Source organism: Brevibacillus sp. WF146 (assembly GCF_001673705.2).
GTDB lineage: Bacteria > Bacillota > Bacilli > Brevibacillales > Brevibacillaceae > Brevibacillus > Brevibacillus thermoruber.
Genome location: NZ_CP109943.1, coordinates 2217700 through 2241916, shown reverse-complemented (window position 1 = coordinate 2241916; position 24217 = coordinate 2217700). Strand labels below are relative to the sequence as shown.

The window sequence follows — 24217 nt, the reverse complement described above, 5'->3', positions numbered from 1 at the left end:
AAAGAACAAGGCTAGTTGCTCGAACTAGCCTTGTCCGTGTGCAGCCTGCTGTGGGTTACTGTTGAGGTGTTTCAGGAACCTTGATCTCGCCGTTTACGATTTTTTGCTTGTACTCGTCAACCAGCTTCAGCACGTCTGCCGGCACGTTCTTGTTGGAGGTGTCGGCCAGGCCTACGCCGTTTTCCTTCAGACCAAGCCATACGATGCCGCCTTTGAATTTGCCGTCGATGACGTCTTTGGACACGCGGTATACGGCTTCGTCCACACGCTTCACCATGGAGGTGAGGGTGATGTCGTCGCCGAAGGTCAGGGACTGGTCCTTGTCCACGCCGATTACCCAAACCTGTTGGCCTTTGGCCTTGCGAGCCTTGGCTTCGTTGAACACGCCGTCGCCGGTGGCGCCGGACGCGTGGAAGATGATGTCGACGCCCTGGTCGTACATTTGCGACGCGGTGGATTTGCCCTGGTCCGGTTTGTCGAACGCGGCGGTGTACACCTTCACGACCTGAACGCTCGGATCGACGGCCTTCACGCCTGCTTCGAAACCGGCTTCAAAGCGCTTGATCACCGGAATTTCCATCCCGCCGACAAAGCCGACCTTTTTCGTTTTGCTCATTTTCGCGGCGACCACGCCAACCAGGAAGGAACCTTCATGCTCTTTGAACAGGACGGATTCCACGTTCGGCGCGTCCACTTCGGCGTCAATGATCGCCAGTTTGGCGTCCGGGTTTTCGGAAGCCACTTTTTTCACGTGGTCGCCCATCAGGAAGCCGATCCCCCAGGTCAGATCCCATTTGTCCTTGACGAACTGGGTCAGGTTCGGGATGTAGTCGGCGTCACTGGTGGACTGGAGGTAGTTTACGTTTTCCTGCGGGAGGTTGAGGTCTTTTTGCAGTTTTTGCAGACCTTCCCACGCGCTCTGGTTGAAGGAGTTGTCGTTCACACCGCCCACGTCGGTCACCATGCCGATTCTCGCGTTCGGCGCAGCCGCCTGGCCTTCCCCTTGGTTGGCCGCTCCTTGCTGTCCTTCTGTTTTTCCGCCGCACCCAGCCAGGACAAGCGAAAGGCTGAGAGCTGCCACGGAGAGGACGGAAAGTACCTTTTTCATGCCGGAATACCCCCTGTTTTTAAATGGAATGAAATTGTTGTGCGAGGTTTCCCCCGCTTGTTAGAGCCGTCTGCGCACGACGTGAAAGTGAATCTTGTCCGCCCGGAAATAATTGTGGGAATATAGCACGGGCCGTTCACTCTCGTCGTAGTGAATCTGTTTCAGCAGGAGCAGCGTCGCGTTTTTGTCGCACCGCAGCAGATTGGAAACCTTTTCAGAGTAGCCCAGCGGTTCGATGTGAGCCACTGCATACGCGATGCGCAGGCCCGTTTTGCTCTCCAGCCAGTTGAAGATGGACTCGCCCTCTGCCGTGTAGCCTCCGGGCACCAGGTGGGCCGGGATGCGGTCAAAGCAGTAGACGACCGGGTCGCCGTCCGCCGTGCGAATGCGCTCCACCATGAGCACGCCTTCGCCCGGATTGAGGGACAGCCGTTTGCGCTCTTCCTCGCCAGGCTCGCCGAACGCGGTGCGGAGAATGATCGTCCCCGCCTTGTACCCCTGCCGCTCAATCGCGTCCGTCACACTAAAGAGTTCCCCAATCCCGCCGGAAAAAACAGGCCGGGAATTGATAAACGTGCCGACTCCGTGACGACGGATCACGATTTTCTCTTCTTCGAGAAGGCGAAGCGCTTCCCGCAGCGTCGCCCGACTCACACCCAACTGTTTTGACAGCTCGGCTTCGGAAGGGAGACGATCGCCGGGTTTTAGCTCCCCGGAATCAATATCGCTCTTGATCTTGTCCATGACCAAGAGGCTCAGCGACCGGAAATTCCCCTTGATGCTCATCCACCTTCACTCCTGCTTACCCTTCAGCCATCCCAACAGGTAGGACGTCAGACCTCTGATTCACACGCAACGATAACAACAATTTCCTTGAATCCCGTAAAAATTGTACCGTAGGGGCAGGTATCATGCAATATAAATTTTCAGAAGTCTCCTGCCAGTTTTTGCGTTTTCAGGCAGCGACTGAACGACCGCTCATCCTAAGCTCCAATCCGGCAGATGAAAAAGAAACGCCCGGCTCAGGAGATGCTGCTCTCCTGGGCCGGACGCGGTATGCGCACTTCGCGGGGCTTGCTGCCCTCATACGGGCCGACGACCCCCTGCGCTTCCATCATGTCGATCAGCCGGGCCGCCCGCGTATAGCCGATCCGAAGCCTGCGCTGCAGCAGGGATGCGGATGCGGTCTGCGCCTCGACGACAATCTGCACAGCCTGATCGTACAGCTCGTCGTCCACAACGGCCTGCTGCTCGTCCGCCACCTCGTCCGGGATCATCTCTTCCTGGTAGCGGACTTCCTGCTGTTCCTTGACAAAGCGGACGACGTCCTCCACTTCCTTGTCGGAGACGAACGCCCCCTGCACGCGAATCGGCTTGGAAGCCCCCATCGGCAGGTAGAGCATGTCCCCGCGGCCGAGTAGTTTTTCCGCCCCGCCCATGTCCAGGATGGTGCGGGAGTCGGCCATGGACGAAACGCCAAAGGCAATCCGCGACGGGATGTTCGCCTTGATCACGCCGGTGATGACGTCCACGGACGGACGCTGCGTGGCGATAATCAGGTGAATGCCGGCCGCACGGGCCATCTGAGCCAGGCGGCAGATGGCGTCTTCCACTTCTCCCGGCGCCACCATCATCAGGTCCGCCAGCTCGTCGACGATGACCACGATGTACGGCAGCGGGCTTCCCTCCGCCTGCTGGTTGTACATCTCGATGTTGCGGCTGCCCGTTTTGGCGAACAGATTGTAGCGCCGCTCCATCTCCGCAACCACTTTCTTCAGCGCGACGGACGCGCGGCGGGGGTCGGTCACCACCGGTGCGAGCAGGTGGGGAATCCCGTTGTACACATTCAGCTCGACCATCTTCGGATCAACCATCATCAGCTTCACTTCATCCGGCTTCGCCCGGAACAGGATGCTCATGATCAATCCGTTGATGCAGACCGATTTGCCGCTGCCGGTCGCGCCTGCCACCAGCAGGTGGGGCATTTTCGCCAGGTCGGCCACGATCGGCTCGCCCGAGATGTCCCGGCCGAGCGCCACCGTCAGCTTGCCGGGCGCCTCCTGGTACTGCGGCGATTCCAGCACCTCGCGAAGCGAAACCACCGCCACTTCGGCATTGGGCACCTCGATGCCGATCGCCGACTTGCCCGGAATCGGCGCCTCGATGCGAATATCCTTGGCCGCCAGCGCCAGCGCCAAATCGTCGGTCAGGCTGACGATCCGGCTCACTTTCACGCCGGTCGCGGGCTGCACTTCGTAGCGGGTAACGGCCGGTCCCCGGTGCACTTCCGAAACGATCGCGCTGACGCCGAAGCTTTTCAGCGTCTGCACCAGCTTGGCCGCGTTGGACGTGTGGTCCACGTCCTTGCCCGGCGTATAGCCTTTGGGCCGGGCCAACATCTGCAAGTTGGGAAGCACATAGGGGACAGCCGGCTGCACCTCCGCGTTTTCCAGCGTGCCGAAAATCTCTTCGTCGCCTTCCAGCGAGAACGTAATCTCCCGCGCCGCTTGCGGACGGACAGGCGGCGCCGCCGATTCGGGGGATTCCTGTTCGTGTTCGCTCGCCACCCGCTCGGTGAAGTCGCGGATCAGCGGGGCGACGGGCAGCGCTTCCTCTCCGTCCGCCGACGGTCCCGCCGCCTCCGGGGAATCGGCAGCCTCCGCCGCAGGATCGGCTGCTCCGTCCTGCCGGGCAGCGGCCCCCGCCTCTTTGGCGCTCCGCTCTTCGCGGGCCTTCCGCTTTTCCTTCTCCTGCTTGCGCTTCTCGCTTTCTTCCTGCAAAAGCTGGACCGAATCTTTCACCGAGTCCTTCAACTTGCCGTATAGCTGCGCCGTCTTGTTGCGCATGAAGATCACGATGTCCACGTACGAAAGGTTAAACAGGAACATGATGCCGGCCAAAAACAGCAGGGCGATGATCAGGCCGGTCCCGGTCAATCCCACCAGGCTGTTGCACAGGACAAAAAAGAGCGCTCCAGCCATGCCGCCGCCGACGCCGGTGGTGGACACCTTCTGGCTGTGGTCCAGCCACAGCCGGTCCCACGTGACGCGGACGATGCTCTGTTCGGCGAATTTGCCGTCTGCCGTAACCTGCTTGTACAGCATCAGATGGTCCCACGTCAAAATCGCCAAGAAGATAAACAGGATGCCCAGCACCCGGTAGGTGAGCCGCGGCGGTTTGCGGGTAAACATCATGTGGATGGCCATTCCGATCAGAAGCAGCGGGATGACAAAGTCCCACGAGCCCGCCACGAACCGGAACAAAAAGGCAAGCACATTTTTCCCGAGCCAGCCGCTCTCCAACAGGCCGATCAGGCTGAGCACGATCACGACCAGGCCCAACAGCTCCACTTTGACGACCGAGGCCCATGCCGCTTGTGACTGTCTTCTCTCTTTTCTACTCAATGGCACGCCTCCTTTTGTCCTGCATAAAAAGGCAGCCGTCCGCTGTTCGGCTGCTGTTCGTTCATGTCTAGTATAACACAGGAAATTCATAGAAATACAGGACTTCTTAGGCGTGCCAATCGGGGCGAAAGCGAACCGTCTCGCCGGGAGCCAGGCGCGGATTGAGGTAATCCTGGGGGTTGGGGCTGATCAGCCGCACGATCCGGCCCTCGTAGGGCCCTGTCGGTTCTACTACCATGGTGGCCTCGCCCAGCGGCAGTTCGCGCAGTTCCCGCTTTTCCACCTGCTCCATGTTGGCGAACACCACTTCCATCGGAACGACCGAGTAGAAAATCACTGCAGCACCTTCTCTCCGCTGCGCGCCTTTTCAATCAGCTCATTCAGTTTTTTCAGCGCTTTGCCCAATCCGCCCACTTCGTCAATCAGCCCGTATTTGACCGCATCGGCGCCGATCACGTTGGTCCCGATGTCGCGGGTCAGCTCGCCGGTGCGCAGCATCAGCTCGCGAAACTTCTCTTCCGAAATCTTGGAGTGGCGGGCGATAAAACTGACCACCCGGTCCTGCATTTTATCCAGGTATTCGAACGTTTGCGGCACGCCGATCACCAATCCGGTCAGGCGGATGGGGTGAATCGTCATCGTCGCGGTTTCGGCGATAAACGAGTAGTCGCCCGCGACGGCAATCGGCACGCCGATGCTGTGTCCGCCGCCCAGCACCAGGGTGACGACGGGTTTGGAGAGGGATGAGACCATCTCCGCGATCGCCAGTCCTGCTTCCACATCGCCGCCCACGGTGTTGAGGATCACCAGCACTCCTTCCACCTTGCTGTTTTGCTCGGCCGCCACCAGCTGCGGAATGATGTGCTCATACTTGGTGGTCTTGTTTTGCGGCGGCAGTTGGATATGCCCCTCCACCTGCCCGATAATCGTCAAGCAGTAGATGTTGCTCTCCAACTGCGGGACATTGGTTTGCCCGAGCTGGGTAATCGAATCGAGCACCTTCTTTTTCTGATCCTCGGTTCCCGGCGCTTCCGCCGGAGGCGCCGTAGCCGGCTGCGGCTGCTCCGCCGGTGTCGGCTGGGGGACGTCCTGACTTCCCGAAAAAGGCGGTCGGTTCAGGTAATCGGTTATTCGTCGGTTTGGCATGAACCATCCTCCTCGCTTTCCTCCGTTAGTATGGATTGAGCGAGGGAAAATGATACACTTCTGGAAATGCGGCAGAAAAGGCAGGCAAACAAACGTATGACGGCGGTTTTGGCCTGTCGGGACTGTACATGTACCCCATTGAATGAACGGCCGGATGGTCAGGATACGTGGTAACACGGGACCTTTGATTTTTCCTGGACTTTTTCGTACGAACGGTTGTCAAAATGGTGTCAAAGCCCTCGTTGTCGGGCAACAAAAACAAAAGGAACCCTTGATCAATCAAGGGTTCCATGAATATTTCTCGACGTGCAGCATTACACTTCCATGATGATGGGCAGAATCATCGGACGGCGGCGCGTCTGATCGTACAGGAAGCGCCCCAGTGCTTCTTTGACGTTGTTTTTCAGGGAAGACCACTCGTTCACGTTTTCTTCCATGCATTTGACAAGTGTTTGGGTCACTATGCGATTCGCCTCGTCCAGCAGTTCTTCGGATTCACGCACATAGACGAATCCGCGGGAGATGATGTCAGGACCAGACAGGATCGTGCCATTTTGTTTGCTGAGTGTAACGACAACTACCAGAATGCCATCTTGAGAGAGCAGTTTGCGGTCTCTCAGTACGATATTGCCGACGTCGCCGACGCCGAGACCGTCAATCAGCACGTTGCCGGCGTGTACTTTCGGACCGTATCGGGCTTTGCCGCCGGAGATCTCCACCGTGTCGCCGTTGTCCAGCAGGAAGATGTTCTCCCGCGGAACGCCCACTTGTTCCGCCAGAATGCCGTGCATCCGCAGCATGCGGTATTCGCCGTGAATGGGGATAAAGTACTTGGGTTTCATCAGGTTGAGCATCAGCCGCAGTTCTTCCTGGCTGCCGTGACCGGAAACGTGGACGGTGCCGCTGGGTCCGTGACCGCCGTAAATCACCTCTGCGCCAATGCGGTACAACTGGTCGATCGTGCGCGCCACGTATTTTTCGTTGCCCGGGATGGGCGTCGCGGCAATCACGACCGTATCCCCTGGAAGGATGTCAATTTTCCGATGGGCGGATCGGGCCATCCGGGTGAGCGCGGACATCGGCTCCCCTTGACTTCCAGTGGAGAGAATGACAACTTGTTCGGCTGGAAGCTTGTTTACTTCATCCGTCTCGACAAACAAGCCCTCGGGCACATTCAGGTAACCCAGGTCCATGCTGATGTTGATGACGTTTTGCATGCTCCGGCCGACAACCGTAATCTTGCGGTTGAACTGAAGCGCCGCATCCACCACCTGCTGAATGCGGTGGACGTTGGACGCAAAGGTGGACACGATGATGCGTCCCCTCGCCTTGCTAAAGACATCCTTGATCGCCATGCCGACTGCACGTTCCGAACCGGTAAATCCCGGCCGTTCGGCATTGGTACTGTCAGACAAGAGACACAGGACTCCCCGGTCGCCGATCATCGCCATCTTTGCCAGATCCGCCTGTTGATTGTTGACCGGCGTCTGGTCAAACTTGAAGTCCCCGGTGTGCACGATGTACCCTTCCGGCGTCTCCAGGCAAACCCCGACGCTGTCCGGGATGCTGTGGTTGACGCGGAAAAACGTCGCTTTCATCTTGCCGAGAACAATCTCCGAGTCGCTGTTGATCAAAACCCGCTTGGTATCCGCCAAGATACCCGCTTCCTTCAGCTTGGCTTCAATCAGGCCCAGAGTAAGTTTAGTGGCGTAAACGGGCACATTGAGGTGTTTGAGCACATAGCTGAGACCGCCGATGTGATCTTCGTGTCCGTGCGTGATAATGATGCCGCGAACCTTGTCACGATGTTCCTCCAGGTACGTGATGTCCGGAATGACCATGTCAATTCCCAGCATTTCCTCTTCCGGGAATTTTAATCCGGCGTCGATGACCACGATGTCGTCATCGCACTGCACCACGTACATGTTCTTCCCAATTTCGCCAACTCCGCCCAGGGCGAAAATGAGAACAGAGTGTTTCGATTTTGCCAAAACGTGTAACCTCCTATATTTAGTTGTCCATTACACTCAAAAAAACCGCCCCAAATCACTTAGTATCATTATAACCGAACGCAAAAGCGGAACACAAGAAAAAAGAACCAAAAGATTGTACCCGTGTCACGACGCAAAAAAAGCTGCCCGTCCGGCGCTTTCTCCGCCTTCGGGACAGCTTTTTGGCTGCAGCCGCCAGTTTATTGCAGCAGCGAATGCACAAACGCTTTTTCCTCGTCGTTGAGCTCCACCAGCGGCAGGCGAACGCCGCCCACCGGCACGCCCAGCTTCTCCAGTGCCGCCTTCGTCGGACCTGGGCTCGGGTATTTGAACAGCCCTTCGAACACGGGCAGCAGCTTGCGGTGAAGGGCCGCCGCCTTGGCGTTGTCGCCTCCGAAGAAGGCCGCCATCATCTCCACCATCTCGCTGCCCACGACGTGGCTGGCCACGCTGACCACACCGACGCCGCCTACGGACAGAATCGGCAGCGTCAGCGCGTCATCCCCGCTGTACAGTTCAAATCCCTCGGGCGCCTCCTCGACAATCCGGGCGATTTGCGACAGGTTGCCGGACGCTTCCTTGATGCACACCACATTGGGAAGCTGCGCCAACCGCACGGTGGTTTCGGCGGCCATGTTGACGCCGGTGCGGCCGGGCACGTTGTACAGCATCACCGGCAGGTTGGTAGCTTCAGCCAGCGCCTTGAAGTGCCGGTACAAGCCTTCCTGCGACGGACGGCTGTAGTAAGGTGCCACCAGCATCACGGCGTCCACGCCGATCTTTTCCACTTCCTGCGTGAATTCGATGCTGGCGGCCGTATCGTTGCTCCCCGTCCCGGCGATGATGTGGCATTTTCCTTTCGCGTACGCCACGACATGCCGGAACAAGTCCAGTTTTTCGGAACGGGTCAGGGTCGGCGATTCACCGGTCGTCCCGCTGACCACCAGCGCTTCCGTACCGGTCGACAGCAGATGGTCAATCAGTCGTTCCGTTTTCTCGTAGTCGATTTGCAATTGTTCCGTAAACGGGGTCACCATGGCGGTAACCAGTCGGCCAAAACGTGCCACGTCCTCCAACTCCTCCTCGATTGTTCCCCCATCTGCCGTGCGGCAAATGGTGCTACATGTGTCCGATGTGCAGCTTGAACTGTTTGTGCAGGGCGCGAACCGCCCGCACCATGTCCGTTTCGTGCACCAGTACCCAGATGGTCGTATGCGAGTCGGCCGACTGCAAGATCTGGATGTCTTCCTGCGTCAGCGCCTCCACAATCTGCGCCATTACACCGGGAACGCCGGCAATTCCCGCCCCGATGACGGAGACTTTGGCGCAGTGCGGCAAAATCTGCGGTTCGTATCCCATGTCGTTCAAAATCCGCGCAGCTTTTTCGCTCATCTCGTCGTGGACGGTGTACGCCACGCCCAGCGGATTCACGTTGATAAAGTCCACGCTGATGTTGTGATGGGCCATCGCCTTGAACACCTGCAGTTGGGTGTCGTACGTTCCGTCCTTGTTCGCCACCTTGATCTGCGTGATGTTCGGCACGTGCGCGATGCCCATCACCAGACGGTCGTGTACAGTATAACCCATCTTGTCAATTTCCAGCATGGTGGTCACCAGCGTGCCGGGGTCGTCTGAAAACGTGGAGCGCACCCGAATCGGCACGTTGGCCTGCATCGCGATCTCCACCGCGCGGGGATGGATCACTTTTGCCCCCAGGTGGGCCATGTTGCAAATTTCCGTATACGTCACCGTGCTGAGCGGCTGCGCTTCCTCGACAATGCGCGGATCAGCCGTCATGATGCCGTTCACGTCCGTAAAAATGTCCACCCTTTCGGCGCGGAGGGCGACACCGAGCGCAGTCGCCGTCGTGTCGCTGCCGCCCCGTCCCAGCGTGGTGATCTCCCAATCGGCCGTGCGCCCCTGAAAACCGGGGACGATGACCACGTACCCCGCTTCCAGTTCCTTGAGGATGCGGCCCGGATCGATCGATTCGATCTGGGCGTTGGTAAACTCGTCGGTCGTGACGATGTTTGCCTGCCCGCCCGTCAGGATGGTGGACTTGATGCCGCGGGCGTTCAACATGCTGCACATCACGGTGGCGGAGATGATTTCTCCGGTGTGCATGAGCAGGTCCGTCTCCCTGCTGGGCAGACGGTTGCCGTTGTTGCGAATCAACTGCAGGAGCGTGTCGGTCGCATACGGGTCGCCTTTGCGGCCCATCGCAGACACGACGACGACGAGGGCATAGCCTTCGTCGAGCGCTCGTTCCATATGCGTAATGGCCCTCATTCGGCACTCTTCCGTCGTCAGGGAAGAACCGCCGAACTTCTGGACGAGAATTTTCACAAACCTCTCCCCTATGCTCGTGCTTTGATGAGTTCTTCAGCGATTTGTACCGTATTCCAAGCCGCACCTTTGAGCAAGTTGTCGGAAACGATCCACATGTGCAGTCCGCGGGGATGATGCAGGTCGCGTCTTACCCGACCGACAAACACGTCCAGCTTGCCGGCCGCATCCGTCGCCAGCGGATAACGCTGCTCTTCCGGCTGATCAACCAGCACGACGCCAGGCGCCTGTTCCAAGAGAGACTTCACTTCGACCAGGTCGTAGTCCTGTTTCAGCTCCACGTAGACGGCTTCGCTGTGGCCGTAGACGACCGGGATGCGCACGCACGTGGCGGAAACCTGTACGCTGTCGTCACCGAGAATCTTCTTGGTCTCGTTGACCATTTTCATCTCTTCGTACGTGAAGCCGTTGTCCGTGAACACGTCGATCTGCGGAATGGCGTTAAAGGCGATCGGGTGATGCACCGGCAGCTTGCCGACAGGCAGCACCTTGCACTCCGGCTGCTTGCCGTCCAGAACGTCGCGGGTCTGCGTCAACAGCTCCTGAATGGCGGACGCCCCCGCACCGGATACAGCCTGATACGTGGAGACGATGATGCGATCTATTCCATACCGATCATACAAGGGTTTCAAAGCGGCTACCATCTGAATCGTCGAGCAGTTCGGATTGGCAATGATCCCCTTGTGCTTGAGCGCGGCCTCCATGTTCACTTCCGGCACGACGAGGGGGACGTCCGGGTCCATCCGGAACGCGCTGGTGTTGTCAATCACCACGGCACCGTGACGCACGGCGTGATGAGCCAGCTCCTTGCTGACCGCCCCACCGGCGCTGAACAAGGCAAAATCCACTCCGGCAAAGCTGTCCGGCGTCGCCTCTTCCACGACGATTTCCTGTCCCTTGAAGGGGACGGTCTTGCCGGCGGAACGTCCGGAAGCGAGCAGCTTCAGCTGCTTGACCGGAAAATCGCGCTCTTCGAGAATCTTGATCATCTGCTGCCCGACTGCGCCGGTCGCGCCGACCACAGCGACGTTGTAGGTCAGTTGGTTCGCCATCTTTTACTCTCCTCCAAATCGCATTTCAGCTATTACGAATAGTTGTATCTTTCTATTAACAAGGGTTGCAACTGTCGGCCTTCCAAAGCAGCTTCACACGTCTCCAAGATCAAATCCATGCGGGCGACAAGCGAATTGGGCTTTTTGTCCGGCGCATCCTGTCCAAACGGAACAAAGTAAATGTTTTTGGCCGCAAGCAGCTTGGCGATGTTGGCTGCGTTCAAGCCGAGGCCGTCATTGGTGGAAATGGCGATGACGACCGGCCGCAAGTTGCGCATCGTCGCCTTGGCTGCCATCAACACCGGGCTGTCGGTGATCGCGTTGGCCAGACGGCTGGTCGTGCTTCCCGTGCAGGGGGCGATCACCATCACGTCCAGCAGCTTCGACGGCCCCAGCGGCTCCGCCTCCGGAATCGAGGTGATCAGCGTTTCCCCCGTAATTTCCACAAGCTTGCGCTGCCAGCTTTCCGAAGTGCCGAAGCGCGTGTCCGTCGTCAGGATCGTCTGCGTGACAATCGGGACGACTCTCGCGCCTGCGTCCACCAGCCGTTTGATCTGCGGCATCGTCTCGTCAAACGTGCAGTGGGAACCGGACAAACCGAAACCAATGGTCTTTCCCTGCAGTTTACTCATGATGACTCCCCCTGGTGATCGTTTGCTCCGCAATCAGACGAGACAGCGTTTGGGCCATGATCTTTCCGGCGGTTTTCGGTGCGACGATTCCAGGCAATCCGGGAGCGAGAAGCGCCTTGATGCCTCGTCTTTCGGCATAGCGAAAATCAGTGCCCCCCGGCTTCGACGCCAGGTCCAGGATAAACGCCGTTTGCGGCATCTGGGCAATCACTTCCGCTGTGAGGACGAGCTGTGGAACGGTGTTGAAAATATAATCGGCATTGCTCACCTGCTGCTTCAATTCGCTGAAATGAAAGGGGGTAAGCCCCATTTCAAAAATGCGCGCCAAGTGTTCCTGACGCCTTGCCCCCACCTTCACGCGGGCTCCCAGCGCATGCAGAGCCCGCGCCATGGACATGCCTGTCCGCCCCAGTCCGAGTACAATGGCCTGTGACCCGTGAATCGTAATGTCCGTATGTTGAATCGCCATCATCAACGCTCCCTCCACCGTCGGGATGGAGTTGTAGATGGCGACGTCATCACGATCTAAGAGTTCCACCAGTGAAATCTGCTGGGCAGCCAACAGATTCCTCAGATAGGGCTTCGCCATGCCGGTGTACACGACGCAGTGCTTTTGCAGGCTGGCTGCGTGCTCCTCCAAAAGCTGCAGCGGCTTGGAGCAGAAGATGCTCTCCACGTAGCCGTCGTCATCAGTACCGACCACGGGAAGGATGAGGGCGTCCACGTCTCGCAACACATCGCATGTTAATGGTCTCTTCGTTGCCCCGGTGAAGATGCTTTCCAGGTTGTCAAAGCCAATCAACGTGACGCTGGCATCCAGTTGTATGCACCGCTTGATGACTTCCAACTGGCGGGCGTCGCCGCCGATAAAGGCAACATGTATGCCCGTTAGCATGCTGCGTTCCCCTTTCCACACATTTTACTGCAATCGATTCGAAACGCAAAGGTTTTTCCGTGTGAAAAAGATGACGGAAATCGTTGCGGTCTACCCCCATCCTATTCGCCGTTTATGGGTTCGGTGACACCCGCCCCTACTTTTCGGAGGCTTGCGGCTCCCTCTTGTCCACGTGGATGATCACCATGTCGGGACCGATTTTGACAATCGCCTCCCAGGGGATCACGATGTCCTCGCGCCGTTTCCCCAAGCCGAAAAAGCTGCCTCCCGGGATGATGATCGAACGGATCTGTCCCGTCTCCGTATTGATCTCCAGATCCGCGTCGCCGATCACGCCCATCCGTTCCCCGTTGTCCAGTCCGATGATCTCCTTGCCGCCCAACTCGCTCAAACGCATGCCGTTTCCCCCTTTGTTCGAACCGCCGCGCGCCTTCACTGGCGGATCTTTCCCGTGTTTGGGCAACAGCCCGTCATCACCATGCTTATACGAAAAAATCCGGCCTATGCCGGATTTTTCGTCTGCCCTTCTTACAGGAGAATATCGCTTTTCACATTGGCCGGGAACCCGTCCAGCGGGCTGACCATCGCCAGCGCCAGTTTGGAGCGGAACAGCTCGCGTGCCACAGCGTGGACCGACTCGTGGGAGACGCGGTCGATCTTGGCGAGGATCTCGTCCAGGCTCAGGTGGCGCCCCAGCAGCAGCTCGTTTTTGCCCAGCCGGCTCATGCGGCTGTTGGTGCTTTCCAGGCTGAGCATCAGGCTTCCCTTCAACTGCTCCTTGCCCTTGTTCAGTTCCTTGTCGGTAATGCCGTTCTCGGCAACGTCCCGCAGAACGTGGGCGACGATGTCAAAGACTTGCCCGACCTGCTCCGGCGCCGTCCCGGTGTAGATCGTGAAGGTTCCCGTCTCTTTGTACGAAGAGTGGTACGAGTAGACGGAGTAGGCGAGCCCGCGTTCTTCGCGGATTTCCTGGAACAGCCGGGAACTCATGCTGCCGCCGAGCACGTTGTTGAGCAGAATCAGCGAGTAGATCTCCTCGTGTCCGACCGGATAGCCGGGCAGCGAAATGCAGAGGTGCGCCTGCTCCGTGGCCTTGTGCTGGGCAATCGCGTTGGCCGCAAAGACCGGCTGGGCCACGTCAAACGCAGGGGCCTGGCGCTGAAACGCGGAGAAGCGCCGTTTGATTTCTTCGATCAGGGATTCGTCAAAATTGCCCGCCACCGTCACCACAGTATTGGCCGGCAGGTAGCGCCGTTCAATGTAGTTGATCAAATCGTCCCGCTTGAGCGCCCGCAGCACCTCTTCCGTGCCGAGAATGGAAGACCCCAGCGGATGGTCGGCGAAGCTGGCGCGGGCGATCAGATCGTGCACCAGATCGTCCGGGGTATCCTCGTACATGCTGATCTCTTCGATCACCACGTTTTTTTCCTTCTCCAACTCCTCCTCGTCAAATACGGAGTGAAAGTACATGTCCGCCAGAACGTCAAGCGCAATCGGGGCATGCTGGTCCAGCACCCGCGCGTAGTAGCAGGTGTACTCCTTGGAGGTGAAGGCATTCACATTGCCGCCAATCTCGTCAAATGTTTCGGCAATTTCCTTCGCGGAGCGGGATGTGGTCCCCTTGAAAAACATGTGCTCCAGAAAATGGGAAATCCCGTTGTCCTGTTTTGTCTCGTATTTGGAACCGGTCCCCACCCAGATGCCCAGTGCAACGGAACGCACGGAAGGAATCTTCTCCGTCACGATCCGCAGACCGTTTTCACATGTATGCCGTTGTATCACAGAAATCCTCCTCGGTTGTCTATCTGTCTCTATCCGCTTCGGGACTTTCTTGTAAACACGTCTAACTATAGCAAAATTCCCTTGACTCCACAATAAATGATCGCATCGTCCTGCACTTTCAGGGCAGGCGCCGGCTGGAAATCACCTCGGAAACGGTGGCGGGAACCAGCCCCTTTTGCTTGGCCATCCGGATCAACGCATCCAGCCCTGCCGCCGTGGGCGCGGTCGGATGCATCAGGACCAGTACCCCGTTGCCCATTTTGGGCTCGATCCGCCGAATCAGCACGTCAGCCGACGGCTTTTGCCAGTCAATCGTGTCGGCCGTCCAGAGTATGGTCGTCATCTGAAAGTCGTGGCGGGCGATGTCGACGACCGCTTGATTGAACGCGCCGGAGGGAGGGGCAAACAACACGGGTGTTACCCCCAGTGTATGGCGGATCACCTCCTGCGTGCGGCCGATTTCCTGGCGGATCCGCTCCCGGCCCAGCCGGCTCATGTCGGGGTGGGAATATGCGTGGTTGCCGATCTCATGGCCGCGGGCGGCAATCTTTTTCGCCCATTCCGGGTAGCGTTTGACCCACGAGCCATCCAGGAAAAACGTGGTCTTCACGCCGTGTTTGTCCAGCGTGTCCAGGATCGTATCGAGATACTCGTTGCCCCAGGCGACGTTGATCATAAAGGAAATGGCCGGCTTTTTTTCGTTCCCCCGATAAACCGGGTGCGCGCCCAACTGTTCCAGCGAGACCGCCGGAGGGATCTCCTTGTATACCAGCGACTCCGGCCCCGGCGTGCGTGACAGCTTCATGTTGGCCAGGGACGCCTCGATGTCCACGACGCGCCCGTTGTAACCGGGAATCGCTTTCCAGATGGAGTCGATCCGGGCATTGACCGGTGCCTCTTCCCGTCCCTGTTTCCACTGATCGATCAGGGCGCGCAGCCGCTCGTCTTCCCCTAGGGGAAGCGCAACCTGCACAGTCTGGTGCTTGACCGCGTCAACGTACTGGTCGATCGGGCCGTAGCTGAGCACAAAGGACAGGAGGACAGCACCCCCTCCCGCAAACCACAAGCGTTTCGTCTTTTGACCCATGAGGGTTGCCCCCTCCCTTCTCCTACCGTACAACCTCTCTCTTTGTCCAGTGTATGAGTCGAGGGAAAGAGTTAGACGAAAAAAGAACATCCCCTTGAAACAGGGGATGCCCATGACATGGACGGGAAACGCATCAGCCTTTGGCGTATTCGTTTCTCCTCTCCTCCGCGCCAGCCTTTACATACTGGTCGAACCAATCGGCGATGAGGCGCAGCCGCTCCACCCGCAGCACCGGATCGCCGCTGCGGGACAGCTCGTGATTCGCGTCGGGGAAGCGGACCAATCTCACCGGCGCCTTGTCTTGGTGCTTGAGAGCGGCGTAGAACTGCTCCGCCTGTTCGATCGGACAGCGGTAATCCCGCTCCCCGTGCAGAATGAGCAGCGGCGTCTCCACCTGTGCCGCATGGCGCAGCGGCGAGTGCTGCCAGAGCTTGTCCGGGTTGTCGTACAGGTTTGCGCCAATCTCGTCGGCGGCAAAAAAGTAGCCGATGTCGCTCACGCCGTAAAAGCTGAGCCAGTTGGAAATCGAGCGCTGGGTGACAGCCGCCCGGAAGCGGTTGGTCTGGCCGACGATCCAATTCGTCATGAAACCGCCGTAGCTGCCCCCGGTCACCCCCATCCGGCTCTCGTCAATGAAGGCGAACGTTTTCACGGCGTAGTCCACCGCGTTCATCAGGTCGCGGTAGTCTTTGCCGCCGTAATCGCCGCGGCAGGCGTCGACAAACCGCTGGCCGTAGCCGTGGCTGCCGCGCGGATTGGTAAACAGGACGGCATAGCCGCGGGATGCCAGCATCTGCATTTCGTGGAAAAACGTATACCCGTACATCATGTGGGGGCCGCCGTGAATTTCCAGGATGAGCGGATACGTTTCCCCCTCCCGCCAGCCGACCGGCTTCATGATCCAGCCGTGAATCTGCCACCCGTCTTCCGCCTCAAAGGCGAGCGGTTCGGGGCGGGACAGGACGACCTCGTCGAGCAGCGCCTGATTGACCCGGGTCAGACGTCGTTCGACGCCGGTTGTCAGGCTGAGCCGGTACAGATCGCCCGGATTCAGCGGATCGCTTGCGGCGAGAACAGCCGTCTTCCGCTCCCGATCCATGGTGACGGCATAGACGTGCCGCTCCCCTCCCGCGACTGGCGACACGCTGCCGTCCAGACCGGCATGGTACACGCCGGTGCTGCCCCGGTCGCTGGCGAGGAAGTACACCCCTGTGCCGTCCGGCGTCCACAGGACGGGGCGGTCTGCGTGGTCGGACCGCATGTCGCCGATCGCGACGTCGCCCACGTGAACATCCCAGTCCCGGGTGACGCAGGTCATGCCGCCGGAGACGAGATCAATCGTCCAGATTCTCTTCAGCGTGGCGCCGGCGTACTCCTTTTCATGTCCGATACAGGCGATCCGGCTGCCGTCGGGTGACCAGCTCGGCACGGAAAACACCCCGGTGCCGTTCGTCAGCCTGCGCCACTCGTCCGTTCGGATGGAGACGACGTACACGTCCGCGATCAGCGTCCGGTCGGGATCGTCGGTACGATTGGCCGTAAACGCGATCATGGTTCCATCCGGAGACCAGGCGCCGCCGTCGTGATCATAGGGGCCCTCCGTTATTTGGCGGACTTCTCCGGTAATCAGGTCAAGGACGGCCAGGTGGCGGTATTTCCCGTCGAAAAATCCGCTCTCATCCGATTTGTATTTGAGGCGATCGATGACCATCGGCCTCTTGACGCGGCGGTCGTCACCCGCCGAAGCGGACGCCTCCCGATCGGTTGAAGGCGGAGCCTCTTCGTCCGCCCGCTCGTCGACGGACAGGCGCGTGGAAAACAGGATGCGCGTCCCGTCCGGCGACCAGACCGGCTGTCTCGCCCCGTGCCTGCAGGTTGTCAACTGCCTCGGTTCCCCGCCTTCCGCGGACAATAACCAGATTTGCGGCTGGCCGCTCCGGTTGGAGACAAACGCCAGCGACCTGCCGTCCGGCGACCAGCGCGGCGCGGTGTCAAGCACGCTGCCGTACGTCCACTGGACGGGCGCGTCCTGCTCGATCCCCTGGACGAACAGATGGGACCGGTACTGCCGCGATTCGTCGATGCTTTTGACCACATAGGCAACCTTGGTTCCGTCCGGCGAGAGCTGCGGATCTTCGAGAAACGCGATCCGGTACAAATCTTCCGCTGTCATGCCGCGGTTTTTCCTCACGGGAAATCACCCTTCCTTTGCGTTAATCCATGCTTGTCGCAGGTGCTGGCCAAAGAACTGCGCGATGCGCCGATTCATCGTCATGTGGTTTTCCAGCTTTTCCGTCTGATGTCCCTCGTCCTCAAATACGACCAGTTCCACGTGCTGTTGACGGCTCTTCATGTCCGCGACCAACTGCTCCGCCTCGCTCACGGGCACGCGGGTGTCGTTTCGGCCGTGAAAGACGAGGAGCGGCACCCGTATCTTGTGAGCGTGGCGCAGCGGCGCGATCTCCGCGAAGAAATCGGCGTGATCGCTCAGGCTGCCGTACTCGGCCTCGCGCAGCTTCCGGCGCCATGGTCCGGTGTTGGCAAGGAAGCTGCGGAAGTCCGAGATGCCGACGATATCGACGCCCGCGGCCCACAAGTCGGGATAGCGGGTCAAGGCGGCCAGCACCATAAATCCGCCGTAACTGCGCCCCATGATGCCGATCCTGGTCGGATCGACGGCGGGGAGGGCGGCGAGATCCCTGACCAGCCAGGCCAGGTCCGCGACCGCATCCATTCGCTTGCGGCCGTCGTCCAGTTGGACGTATTCCCTGCCATACCCCATGCTCCCGCGGACATTGGGGGCCACGACGATAAAGCCTTTACTGGCGAGATACTGAAAAACCGGATGAAACTCGGCGCGAATCTGGCTCTCCGGCCCGCCGTGGACGTAGACGACGACCGGCCGCCCGCGGGAATCGGCTTCGTCTCCGTAAAAGAAATACGGCACGTCCAGACCGTCAAACGAGCGATAGGTGCGAATCTTCGGTTCTTTCCACAAATGCTCGATCTGCTCCGCTCTTCCGAAAAAGGTCAGCCTGCACAGTTCCTGCCGCGAAACGGTGTAACGCCACACGTCGCCGGGGAGCGTGGGACTTTTGAGACAAAAGATCAGTGTGTCTGGATCAAGCCAGGAGAGGGAATCGACCACGCCTGCGGGGAGCCCCTCCACCCGCTGAAACGACTTCTCCGTCACGCTGTACAGGCACAGGGCGAAGATCCCCCCTTCGTTCACCGTGAACGCCAGATGCTGTTCGTCGACGGACGGCATTGCCTCCACGATGTCCCAGCGGGGAACGTGGACGAGCGTCTCCATCGCGCCGTCCGCCAGTGAGAAGCGGCACAGCGCCATCGTGTTCCTCCCCTGATCGGTCACGAGCCACCCGCCCCGCCCGTCTTTTGCAAGCCGGGCCGACCGATACCGCGCCGGCCGATCATCCCCGCACAGACGGCGTGCCGTCTGCCGCTTCAGGTCGATCAGGTACAGGCGGTTGTCAATGTTGGTCTCCTGCAGGCTGACCAGCAGGTTGTCGCCATCCGGGTGCCAGCTGATCGGCTCCAATCGCCCGTCGCACGTGTAGACCCGCTCGATGTTCTTCGTCTCCACGTCCTGCACAAAGAGGTCGAAGCAGCCCGGATCACGCCGGTTGCTGGACCAGGCCACCCGTTTTCCGCACGGCGACCAGCCGCCCACGCAGTGAAAATGATCCGGCGAAACGGCCAGCTCTTCGACGGAAGCGTCGTCGTTGTTCAGAAGGTACAACTGCTGTTTTTCGTTCCCCCTGCAGTCCATGCCGACCACTGTATAGGTGCCGGATGGCGAGTGGCTCACCTCCATCACCCGGTCGGGCAGGTTGATCGCCATGTCCGCGCCCGCTTCCGTCCACGTCCACAGTTGGGGAATTCCCGTCCGTTTGGAGAGGAAGGTAAACGACCGCCGCCCGGGGACGGCCTGCGGCTGATACGCGGAGTCCACCCGCAAAAAGGCGAGCAGCTTTTCCGTTGGCTCCATGGCCTCTGCTCCTTTCGCTCCGATATTGGCAAGGCTGGGGGCGTGGCCGCCGTTTTCGCCCGCGCTTCACTGCCCGCGGGTCGCCCACCGCGCGATCGGATACCCGTTCGGCGGGAAATAGAGTCCGTGGATATCCGGTTTCACGAGGTAATTCTGCATGTAAAAGTAGACCGGGATGAACGGCATCTCGTCCATCAGAATGTCTTCCGCGCTGTGCAGCAAGTCGTTTCGCTTTTGCGGGTCCTGTTCGACCTTGGCCGCGGCCATCAAGCTGTCGTACTCTGTGTTGACCCAGCCCGTCCGGTTGTTGGGGCTGTCTCCCAGGTAATAATCCAGGCTGAACGACGGGTCCACGACAGCGGGCAGCCAGCCCATCCGCGCCATCTGGTAGTTCTTTTGCTTGGTCGTGTCGAGGTATACCTTCCACTCCTGGTTCTGCAGCTTCAGTTCGACGCCCAGGTTCTTGCTGATCATTTCCTGTACCGCTTGGGCGATCTTCTTGTGATTTTCGGCCGTATTGTACATCAGCGTCGTCTCCGGGAAGGACGTCCATCCCTCTTCTTTCATCCCTTCTTCCAGCAAGCGCTTCGCTTCCTGCGGATCGTACGCAAAATATGCGGGCTTTTCTTTGCGGAAGTCGCTTCCCGTCGCGGTGACCACTCCATCGGGCACCATCGCATACGCCGGCGTTTCCCCGCCCATGCTCACGCTCTCGGTGATCAGCTTGCGGTCCAGCGCCATGGCAAACGCCTTGCGGATCTTTTTGTTGGTAAACGGCGGCTGTTCGACGTTAAACATGTACATGTACGTCCCAAAATTGGGCTTGTTGACGAAATCCGGATTGTTCTTTTCCTTTTCGATCACCTCGGTCGGCAGGTCCTGAATCACATCCAGCTCGCCGCTCTTGTACATTTGATAGTACGTGGTGGCTTCGTTCACCATTTTCCAGCTCACCTTGGGCATGCTGACGTCGGCCTTGTTCCAGTAGTGTTCGTTTTTCTCAATCGTGACGGAGGAATCGTGATTCCACTCGGTCAAGGCATAGGCGCCGTTGGACACGTACGTCTTGGCATCTCCGGCCCAGTTCGGGTTGGCCTCCGCCACTTTTTTGTTGATCGGCGCGTAGTAACGGGTCGCCAACAGTTTCGGGAAATAGCTGATCGGCGCCACCAGATCGATCTGCAGCGTCTTGTCATCCAGCGCCTTGACTCCTACCTCCTCCGCTTTGCCCGTTCCCTTGTTAAACGCTTCCGCCCCTTTTATGTAGTAAAGCTGGAAGGCGGTCGTGGAACCGAACGCAGGGTCGAGATGCGTCAGGAACGAATAGACAAAGTCTTCCGCCGTGACCGGGTCGCCGTTCGACCATTTGGCCTCGTCGCGCAGGGTAAACGTGTACCGTTTCCCATTCTCCGTTATTTGTACGTCTTTCGCGGCCGCCAATACCGGCTCACCGTTTTGGTTCGTCCAGTACAATCCCTCAAACAACTGGTCGATGATCCAGAACGACGTGGTGTCCGTCGACTTCAGCGGATTCAGGTCGGGCGGTTCGGACTTGGCGTTGAAGACGATTTCCTGTTGGTTCCCTTCGCCGGACTTGTTCGCCTGTGCCAGATCCGCGGCTCCGGAGCCCCCTCCCGTGCATCCTGACAGCGCCGGCAGCGCGAGGACGAGCGCCAGGCCGAGTGTCGCGAGCTTTTTCATGGGTATCTCTCCCCTCTCCCTACGAGTTGACCGGTTTGCATGGATAACCGGAATCCGACCTTCCCCGCCATCCGCGGCTTTCGCGCGCGGACGGCCGAGACGCCGCAGTGCTTGTCCCCTTTACATGTAGGAGAACGTGTTCTTGTACACCTCCAGTTGAACGATCAGGTTGACCTTGGCAATCTCCTCGATGCTGCCCAACTTGTGTTTGACAAAATCAGTCAGCTCTTCGTGATGGCGCACATGCACCTGAATCAGCAGTTGGTAGTCCCCGGACGTCAGCGTGACGTAGCGGACTTCTCGACATCGGCTGATCTGTTCCATCACGTTTTGCAGATGCCGGTGCTCCACCCGCAGTTGGATGATGGCTCCGATCTTGAGCCCGAGGGAGATGGGATTGACCACGCCCACGACGCTTATCATGTCGTTTTCCTTCAAATTGTTGTACCTCGCGCGAACGGTTTTTTCCGTGACGCCCAACTGTCCCGCCATCTCGGAGAACGGCATTCGACCGTCTCTCGACAGCAGTTGGATGATCCCCAGGTCCAGTTCGTCAAGCATGTGGCTCACCACTCTGCACGCCCCTATCTGCAAACATCTGGTTGCTACCGTTTCCGGTATTCGCTTCGTCCGGCAAAACGCGAATGAGTAGTTGATGGTGATTTCAGTACCGGATTCGGTAATATGCTGACAGAATAAATGAATATTGCGAGTTGTACAACAATTTTATGTCGACAAATTCCGCCCCCTGTTGGAGGGACGGAGAAAAAGAAAAAGCTTCCGTACGCGAAGATACCTTCGAGTGACGAAGCCTTTTGCTTGAAAGTTATTCTGCTTTGGCCGCCGCGCGCTGTGCCGCCTGTTCCTTCAGCACGGCCTTGCGGGACAGGTTGATCCGGCCCTGATCGTCAATTTCCGTAACCTTGACGAGCACCTTGTCGCCGATGGAGACGACATCTTCGGTTTTGGCGACCCGCTCTTCCGCCAGTTGGGAGATGTGGCAGAGCCCTTCCTTGCCGGCGAAGAGTTCGATGAACGCCCCGTATTTTTCCACGCGCTTCACGGTGCCCAGATAGGTCTGGCCAACGGTTACCTCGCGCACCAGGTCCTCGATGATCTGTTTCGCGCGCAGGTTGGCTTCCTGGTCAACCGAGGCGATGTAGATGCGGCCGTCTTGTTCGATGTCGATTTTGACGCCCGTTTCGTCGATGATCTTGTTGATGACGCGTCCTTGGGGACCGATCACCTCGCGGATCTTGTCCGGATTGATCTGCATCGTAATAATTTTCGGCGCGTACGGAGAAAGCTGCGGCCGCGGTGCGGAGATCGTCTCCATCATGTGCTTCAGGATCACGAGCCGTCCTTCGCGCGCCTGTTCCAGCGCCTGCTGCAGGATCTCCCGGTTGATGCCGGAAATCTTGATGTCCATCTGGATGGCGGTAACCCCTTTTTCGGTGCCGGCCACTTTGAAGTCCATGTCGCCAAGGTGGTCTTCCATGCCCTGGATGTCGGTCAGGATGGAGAAGGTCTTGCCGTCCTTGCCCATGATCAGCCCCATCGCGATACCGGCAACCGGCGCCTTGATCGGCACGCCCGCATCCATCAGAGCCAGTACGCTGGCGCAAATGGACGCCTGGGAGGTGGAACCGTTTGATTCGATGACCTCGGAGACAAGCCGGATGGTATACGGGAACTCGCTCTCGGACGGGATGATCGGTTCGATGGCCCTCTCGCCAAGCGCCCCGTGTCCGATTTCGCGGCGTCCCGGTGCCCGCAGCGGCCGCGCTTCCCCTACGCTGTACGGCGGGAAGTTGTAGTGGTGCATGAAGCGTTTGGACTCTTCCAGACCCAAGCCGTCCAGAATCTGCACATCACCCAGCGCGCCGAGCGTGCATACGCTGAGGGCTTGCGTTTGGCCCCGCGTGAACAGCCCGGAACCGTGCGTGCGCGCCAGCAGGCCCACTTCGCTGGACAGCGGGCGGATTTCGTTGAGAGCCCGTCCGTCCGGCCGGATTTTCTCCTCCGTGATCAGGCGGCGCACTTCTTCCTTGACGATGTTGTGCAGCACCTCGTTGATCATCGATTCCTGTTCCGGATACGTCTCCGGATTGAGCTCGGCGAAATGCTGACGCGTTTCCTCCTTGATCGCGTCGATAGCGTCGTAGCGCGCCTGCTTCTCCTCGATGCGGATCGCTTCCTTCAACCGGGCTTCAGCATAGCTGCGGACGGCCTGGTCGATTACCGGGTCCACTTCATGCAGCACGACTTCCATTTTTTCCTTGCCGATCTCGGCGACGATCTGATCCTGGAATTTGACCAGTTCCTTGATGACCTCGTGGCCGGTCATGATCGCTTCCAGCATCACTTCTTCCGGCACCTGGTCGGCTCCCGCCTCCACCATGTTGATGGCGTCGCGCGTTCCGGCCACGACCAGGTGAATGTCGCTCTTTTCCATCTGTTCGACGGTCGGGTTGATCACGAACTGGCCGTCGACGCGCCCGACGATCACGCCGGCAATGGGGCCGTTAAAGGGAATTTCCGAGACGCACAGCGCAGCCGACGTACCGATCATGGCGGCGATCTCCGGCGAGCAGTCCTGGTCGACGGACAGCACCGTGTTTACCACCTGGACTTCGTTGCGGAACCCCTCGGGAAACAGCGGACGGATCGGACGGTCAATCAGGCGGCTGGCCAAAATCGCCTTTTCGCTGGGACGTCCCTCCCGCTTGATAAAGCCTCCCGGAATTTTCCCGACCGCGTACAGCCGCTCCTCGTAGTTGACGGTCAGCGGGAAAAAGTCGATCGGCTTTGCTTCCTTGGACACCGTCACGGCGGAGAGAATCGCCGTATCGCCGTACCGAACCAGAACCGAACCTTGCGCCTGCTTGGCCATCTTGCCGAATTCCAGCGTCAGTTTGCGGCCTGCCAGGTCAAAGTCGTATGTACGGTATTGTTGCTCCATGTTGCTAGCAGTCCTCCTTCACGACTTAGTACACGTACACAATCTTTTTTCTACCTATATGTATTATTTCCTGCCTGTTTGAAAATTAAATGGCACGCTGTG

General features: G+C 58.9%; 19 protein-coding genes. All 19 read right to left on the bottom strand.

Annotation, left to right across the window (positions count from 1 at the left end):
- Nucleotides 1-55: 55 nt before the first annotated feature.
- Nucleotides 56-1108: a BMP family lipoprotein gene (locus A6764_RS11105; RefSeq protein ID WP_029099018.1), complete on the bottom strand. Its 1053-nt coding sequence runs from the start codon at nt 1106-1108 to the stop codon at nt 56-58.
- 60 nt (nt 1109-1168) lie between these two features.
- A complete protein-coding gene (locus A6764_RS11100) occupies nt 1169-1894 on the bottom strand; it encodes a GntR family transcriptional regulator (protein WP_044898221.1) in 726 nt (241 codons plus the stop codon).
- Between the two features lie 236 nt (nt 1895-2130).
- Nucleotides 2131-4512, bottom strand: a complete 2382-nt coding sequence (locus A6764_RS11095; RefSeq protein ID WP_197058213.1) for an FtsK/SpoIIIE family DNA translocase — start codon at nt 4510-4512, stop codon at nt 2131-2133.
- A 106-nt stretch (nt 4513-4618) separates the two neighbouring features.
- Nucleotides 4619-4849: a YlzJ-like family protein gene (locus A6764_RS11090; RefSeq protein ID WP_029099015.1), complete on the bottom strand. Its 231-nt coding sequence runs from the start codon at nt 4847-4849 to the stop codon at nt 4619-4621.
- Nucleotides 4846-5658: a ClpP family protease gene (locus A6764_RS11085; protein WP_065066509.1), complete on the bottom strand. Its 813-nt coding sequence runs from the start codon at nt 5656-5658 to the stop codon at nt 4846-4848. The genes A6764_RS11090 and A6764_RS11085 overlap by 4 nt, the downstream gene beginning before the upstream one ends.
- A gap of 314 nt (nt 5659-5972) precedes the next feature.
- Nucleotides 5973-7649: a ribonuclease J gene (locus tag A6764_RS11080; RefSeq protein ID WP_044898034.1), complete on the bottom strand. Its 1677-nt coding sequence runs from the start codon at nt 7647-7649 to the stop codon at nt 5973-5975.
- Nucleotides 7650-7849: 200 nt separating this feature from the next.
- Nucleotides 7850-8716, bottom strand: a complete 867-nt coding sequence (dapA, locus tag A6764_RS11075) for a 4-hydroxy-tetrahydrodipicolinate synthase (RefSeq protein WP_065066522.1) — start codon at nt 8714-8716, stop codon at nt 7850-7852.
- A gap of 52 nt (nt 8717-8768) precedes the next feature.
- Nucleotides 8769-9995, bottom strand: coding sequence for an aspartate kinase (gene dapG / locus A6764_RS11070; protein WP_029099011.1), 1227 nt, complete (start codon nt 9993-9995; stop codon nt 8769-8771).
- 11 nt (nt 9996-10006) lie between these two features.
- Complete coding sequence (locus tag A6764_RS11065) at nt 10007-11047, bottom strand: aspartate-semialdehyde dehydrogenase (protein WP_029099010.1); 1041 nt, start codon at nt 11045-11047, stop codon at nt 10007-10009.
- Between the two features lie 32 nt (nt 11048-11079).
- On the bottom strand, nt 11080-11679 hold the full coding sequence (locus A6764_RS11060) for a dipicolinate synthase subunit B (RefSeq protein WP_044898032.1): 600 nt from the start codon (nt 11677-11679) through the stop codon (nt 11080-11082).
- Nucleotides 11672-12574: a dipicolinate synthase subunit DpsA gene (gene dpsA / locus A6764_RS11055; protein ID WP_029099008.1), complete on the bottom strand. Its 903-nt coding sequence runs from the start codon at nt 12572-12574 to the stop codon at nt 11672-11674. Before dpsA ends, A6764_RS11060 begins: the two co-directional genes overlap by 8 nt.
- A gap of 136 nt (nt 12575-12710) precedes the next feature.
- Nucleotides 12711-12971: a YlmC/YmxH family sporulation protein gene (locus A6764_RS11050; RefSeq protein ID WP_029099007.1), complete on the bottom strand. Its 261-nt coding sequence runs from the start codon at nt 12969-12971 to the stop codon at nt 12711-12713.
- 131 nt (nt 12972-13102) lie between these two features.
- A complete protein-coding gene (locus A6764_RS11045) occupies nt 13103-14356 on the bottom strand; it encodes a M16 family metallopeptidase (RefSeq protein ID WP_029099006.1) in 1254 nt (417 codons plus the stop codon).
- 118 nt (nt 14357-14474) lie between these two features.
- Complete coding sequence (locus tag A6764_RS11040) at nt 14475-15443, bottom strand: polysaccharide deacetylase family protein (protein WP_065066510.1); 969 nt, start codon at nt 15441-15443, stop codon at nt 14475-14477.
- Between the two features lie 133 nt (nt 15444-15576).
- On the bottom strand, nt 15577-17616 hold the full coding sequence (locus A6764_RS11035; protein ID WP_065066523.1) for a S9 family peptidase: 2040 nt from the start codon (nt 17614-17616) through the stop codon (nt 15577-15579).
- Nucleotides 17617-17640: 24 nt separating this feature from the next.
- The gene (locus tag A6764_RS11030) at nt 17641-19452 is read right to left on the bottom strand and encodes a S9 family peptidase (RefSeq protein WP_065066511.1); all 1812 of its coding nucleotides are present in this window, start codon (nt 19450-19452) and stop codon (nt 17641-17643) included.
- A 66-nt stretch (nt 19453-19518) separates the two neighbouring features.
- Nucleotides 19519-21153 (bottom strand): peptide ABC transporter substrate-binding protein, encoded by a 1635-nt coding sequence (locus tag A6764_RS11025; protein ID WP_065066512.1) that lies wholly within the window; start codon nt 21151-21153, stop codon nt 19519-19521.
- A gap of 120 nt (nt 21154-21273) precedes the next feature.
- Nucleotides 21274-21714 (bottom strand): Lrp/AsnC family transcriptional regulator, encoded by a 441-nt coding sequence (locus A6764_RS11020; protein WP_044898046.1) that lies wholly within the window; start codon nt 21712-21714, stop codon nt 21274-21276.
- 265 nt (nt 21715-21979) lie between these two features.
- The gene (gene pnp, locus A6764_RS11015; protein WP_065066513.1) at nt 21980-24115 is read right to left on the bottom strand and encodes a polyribonucleotide nucleotidyltransferase; all 2136 of its coding nucleotides are present in this window, start codon (nt 24113-24115) and stop codon (nt 21980-21982) included.
- Between the last annotated feature and the right edge of the window lie 102 nt (nt 24116-24217).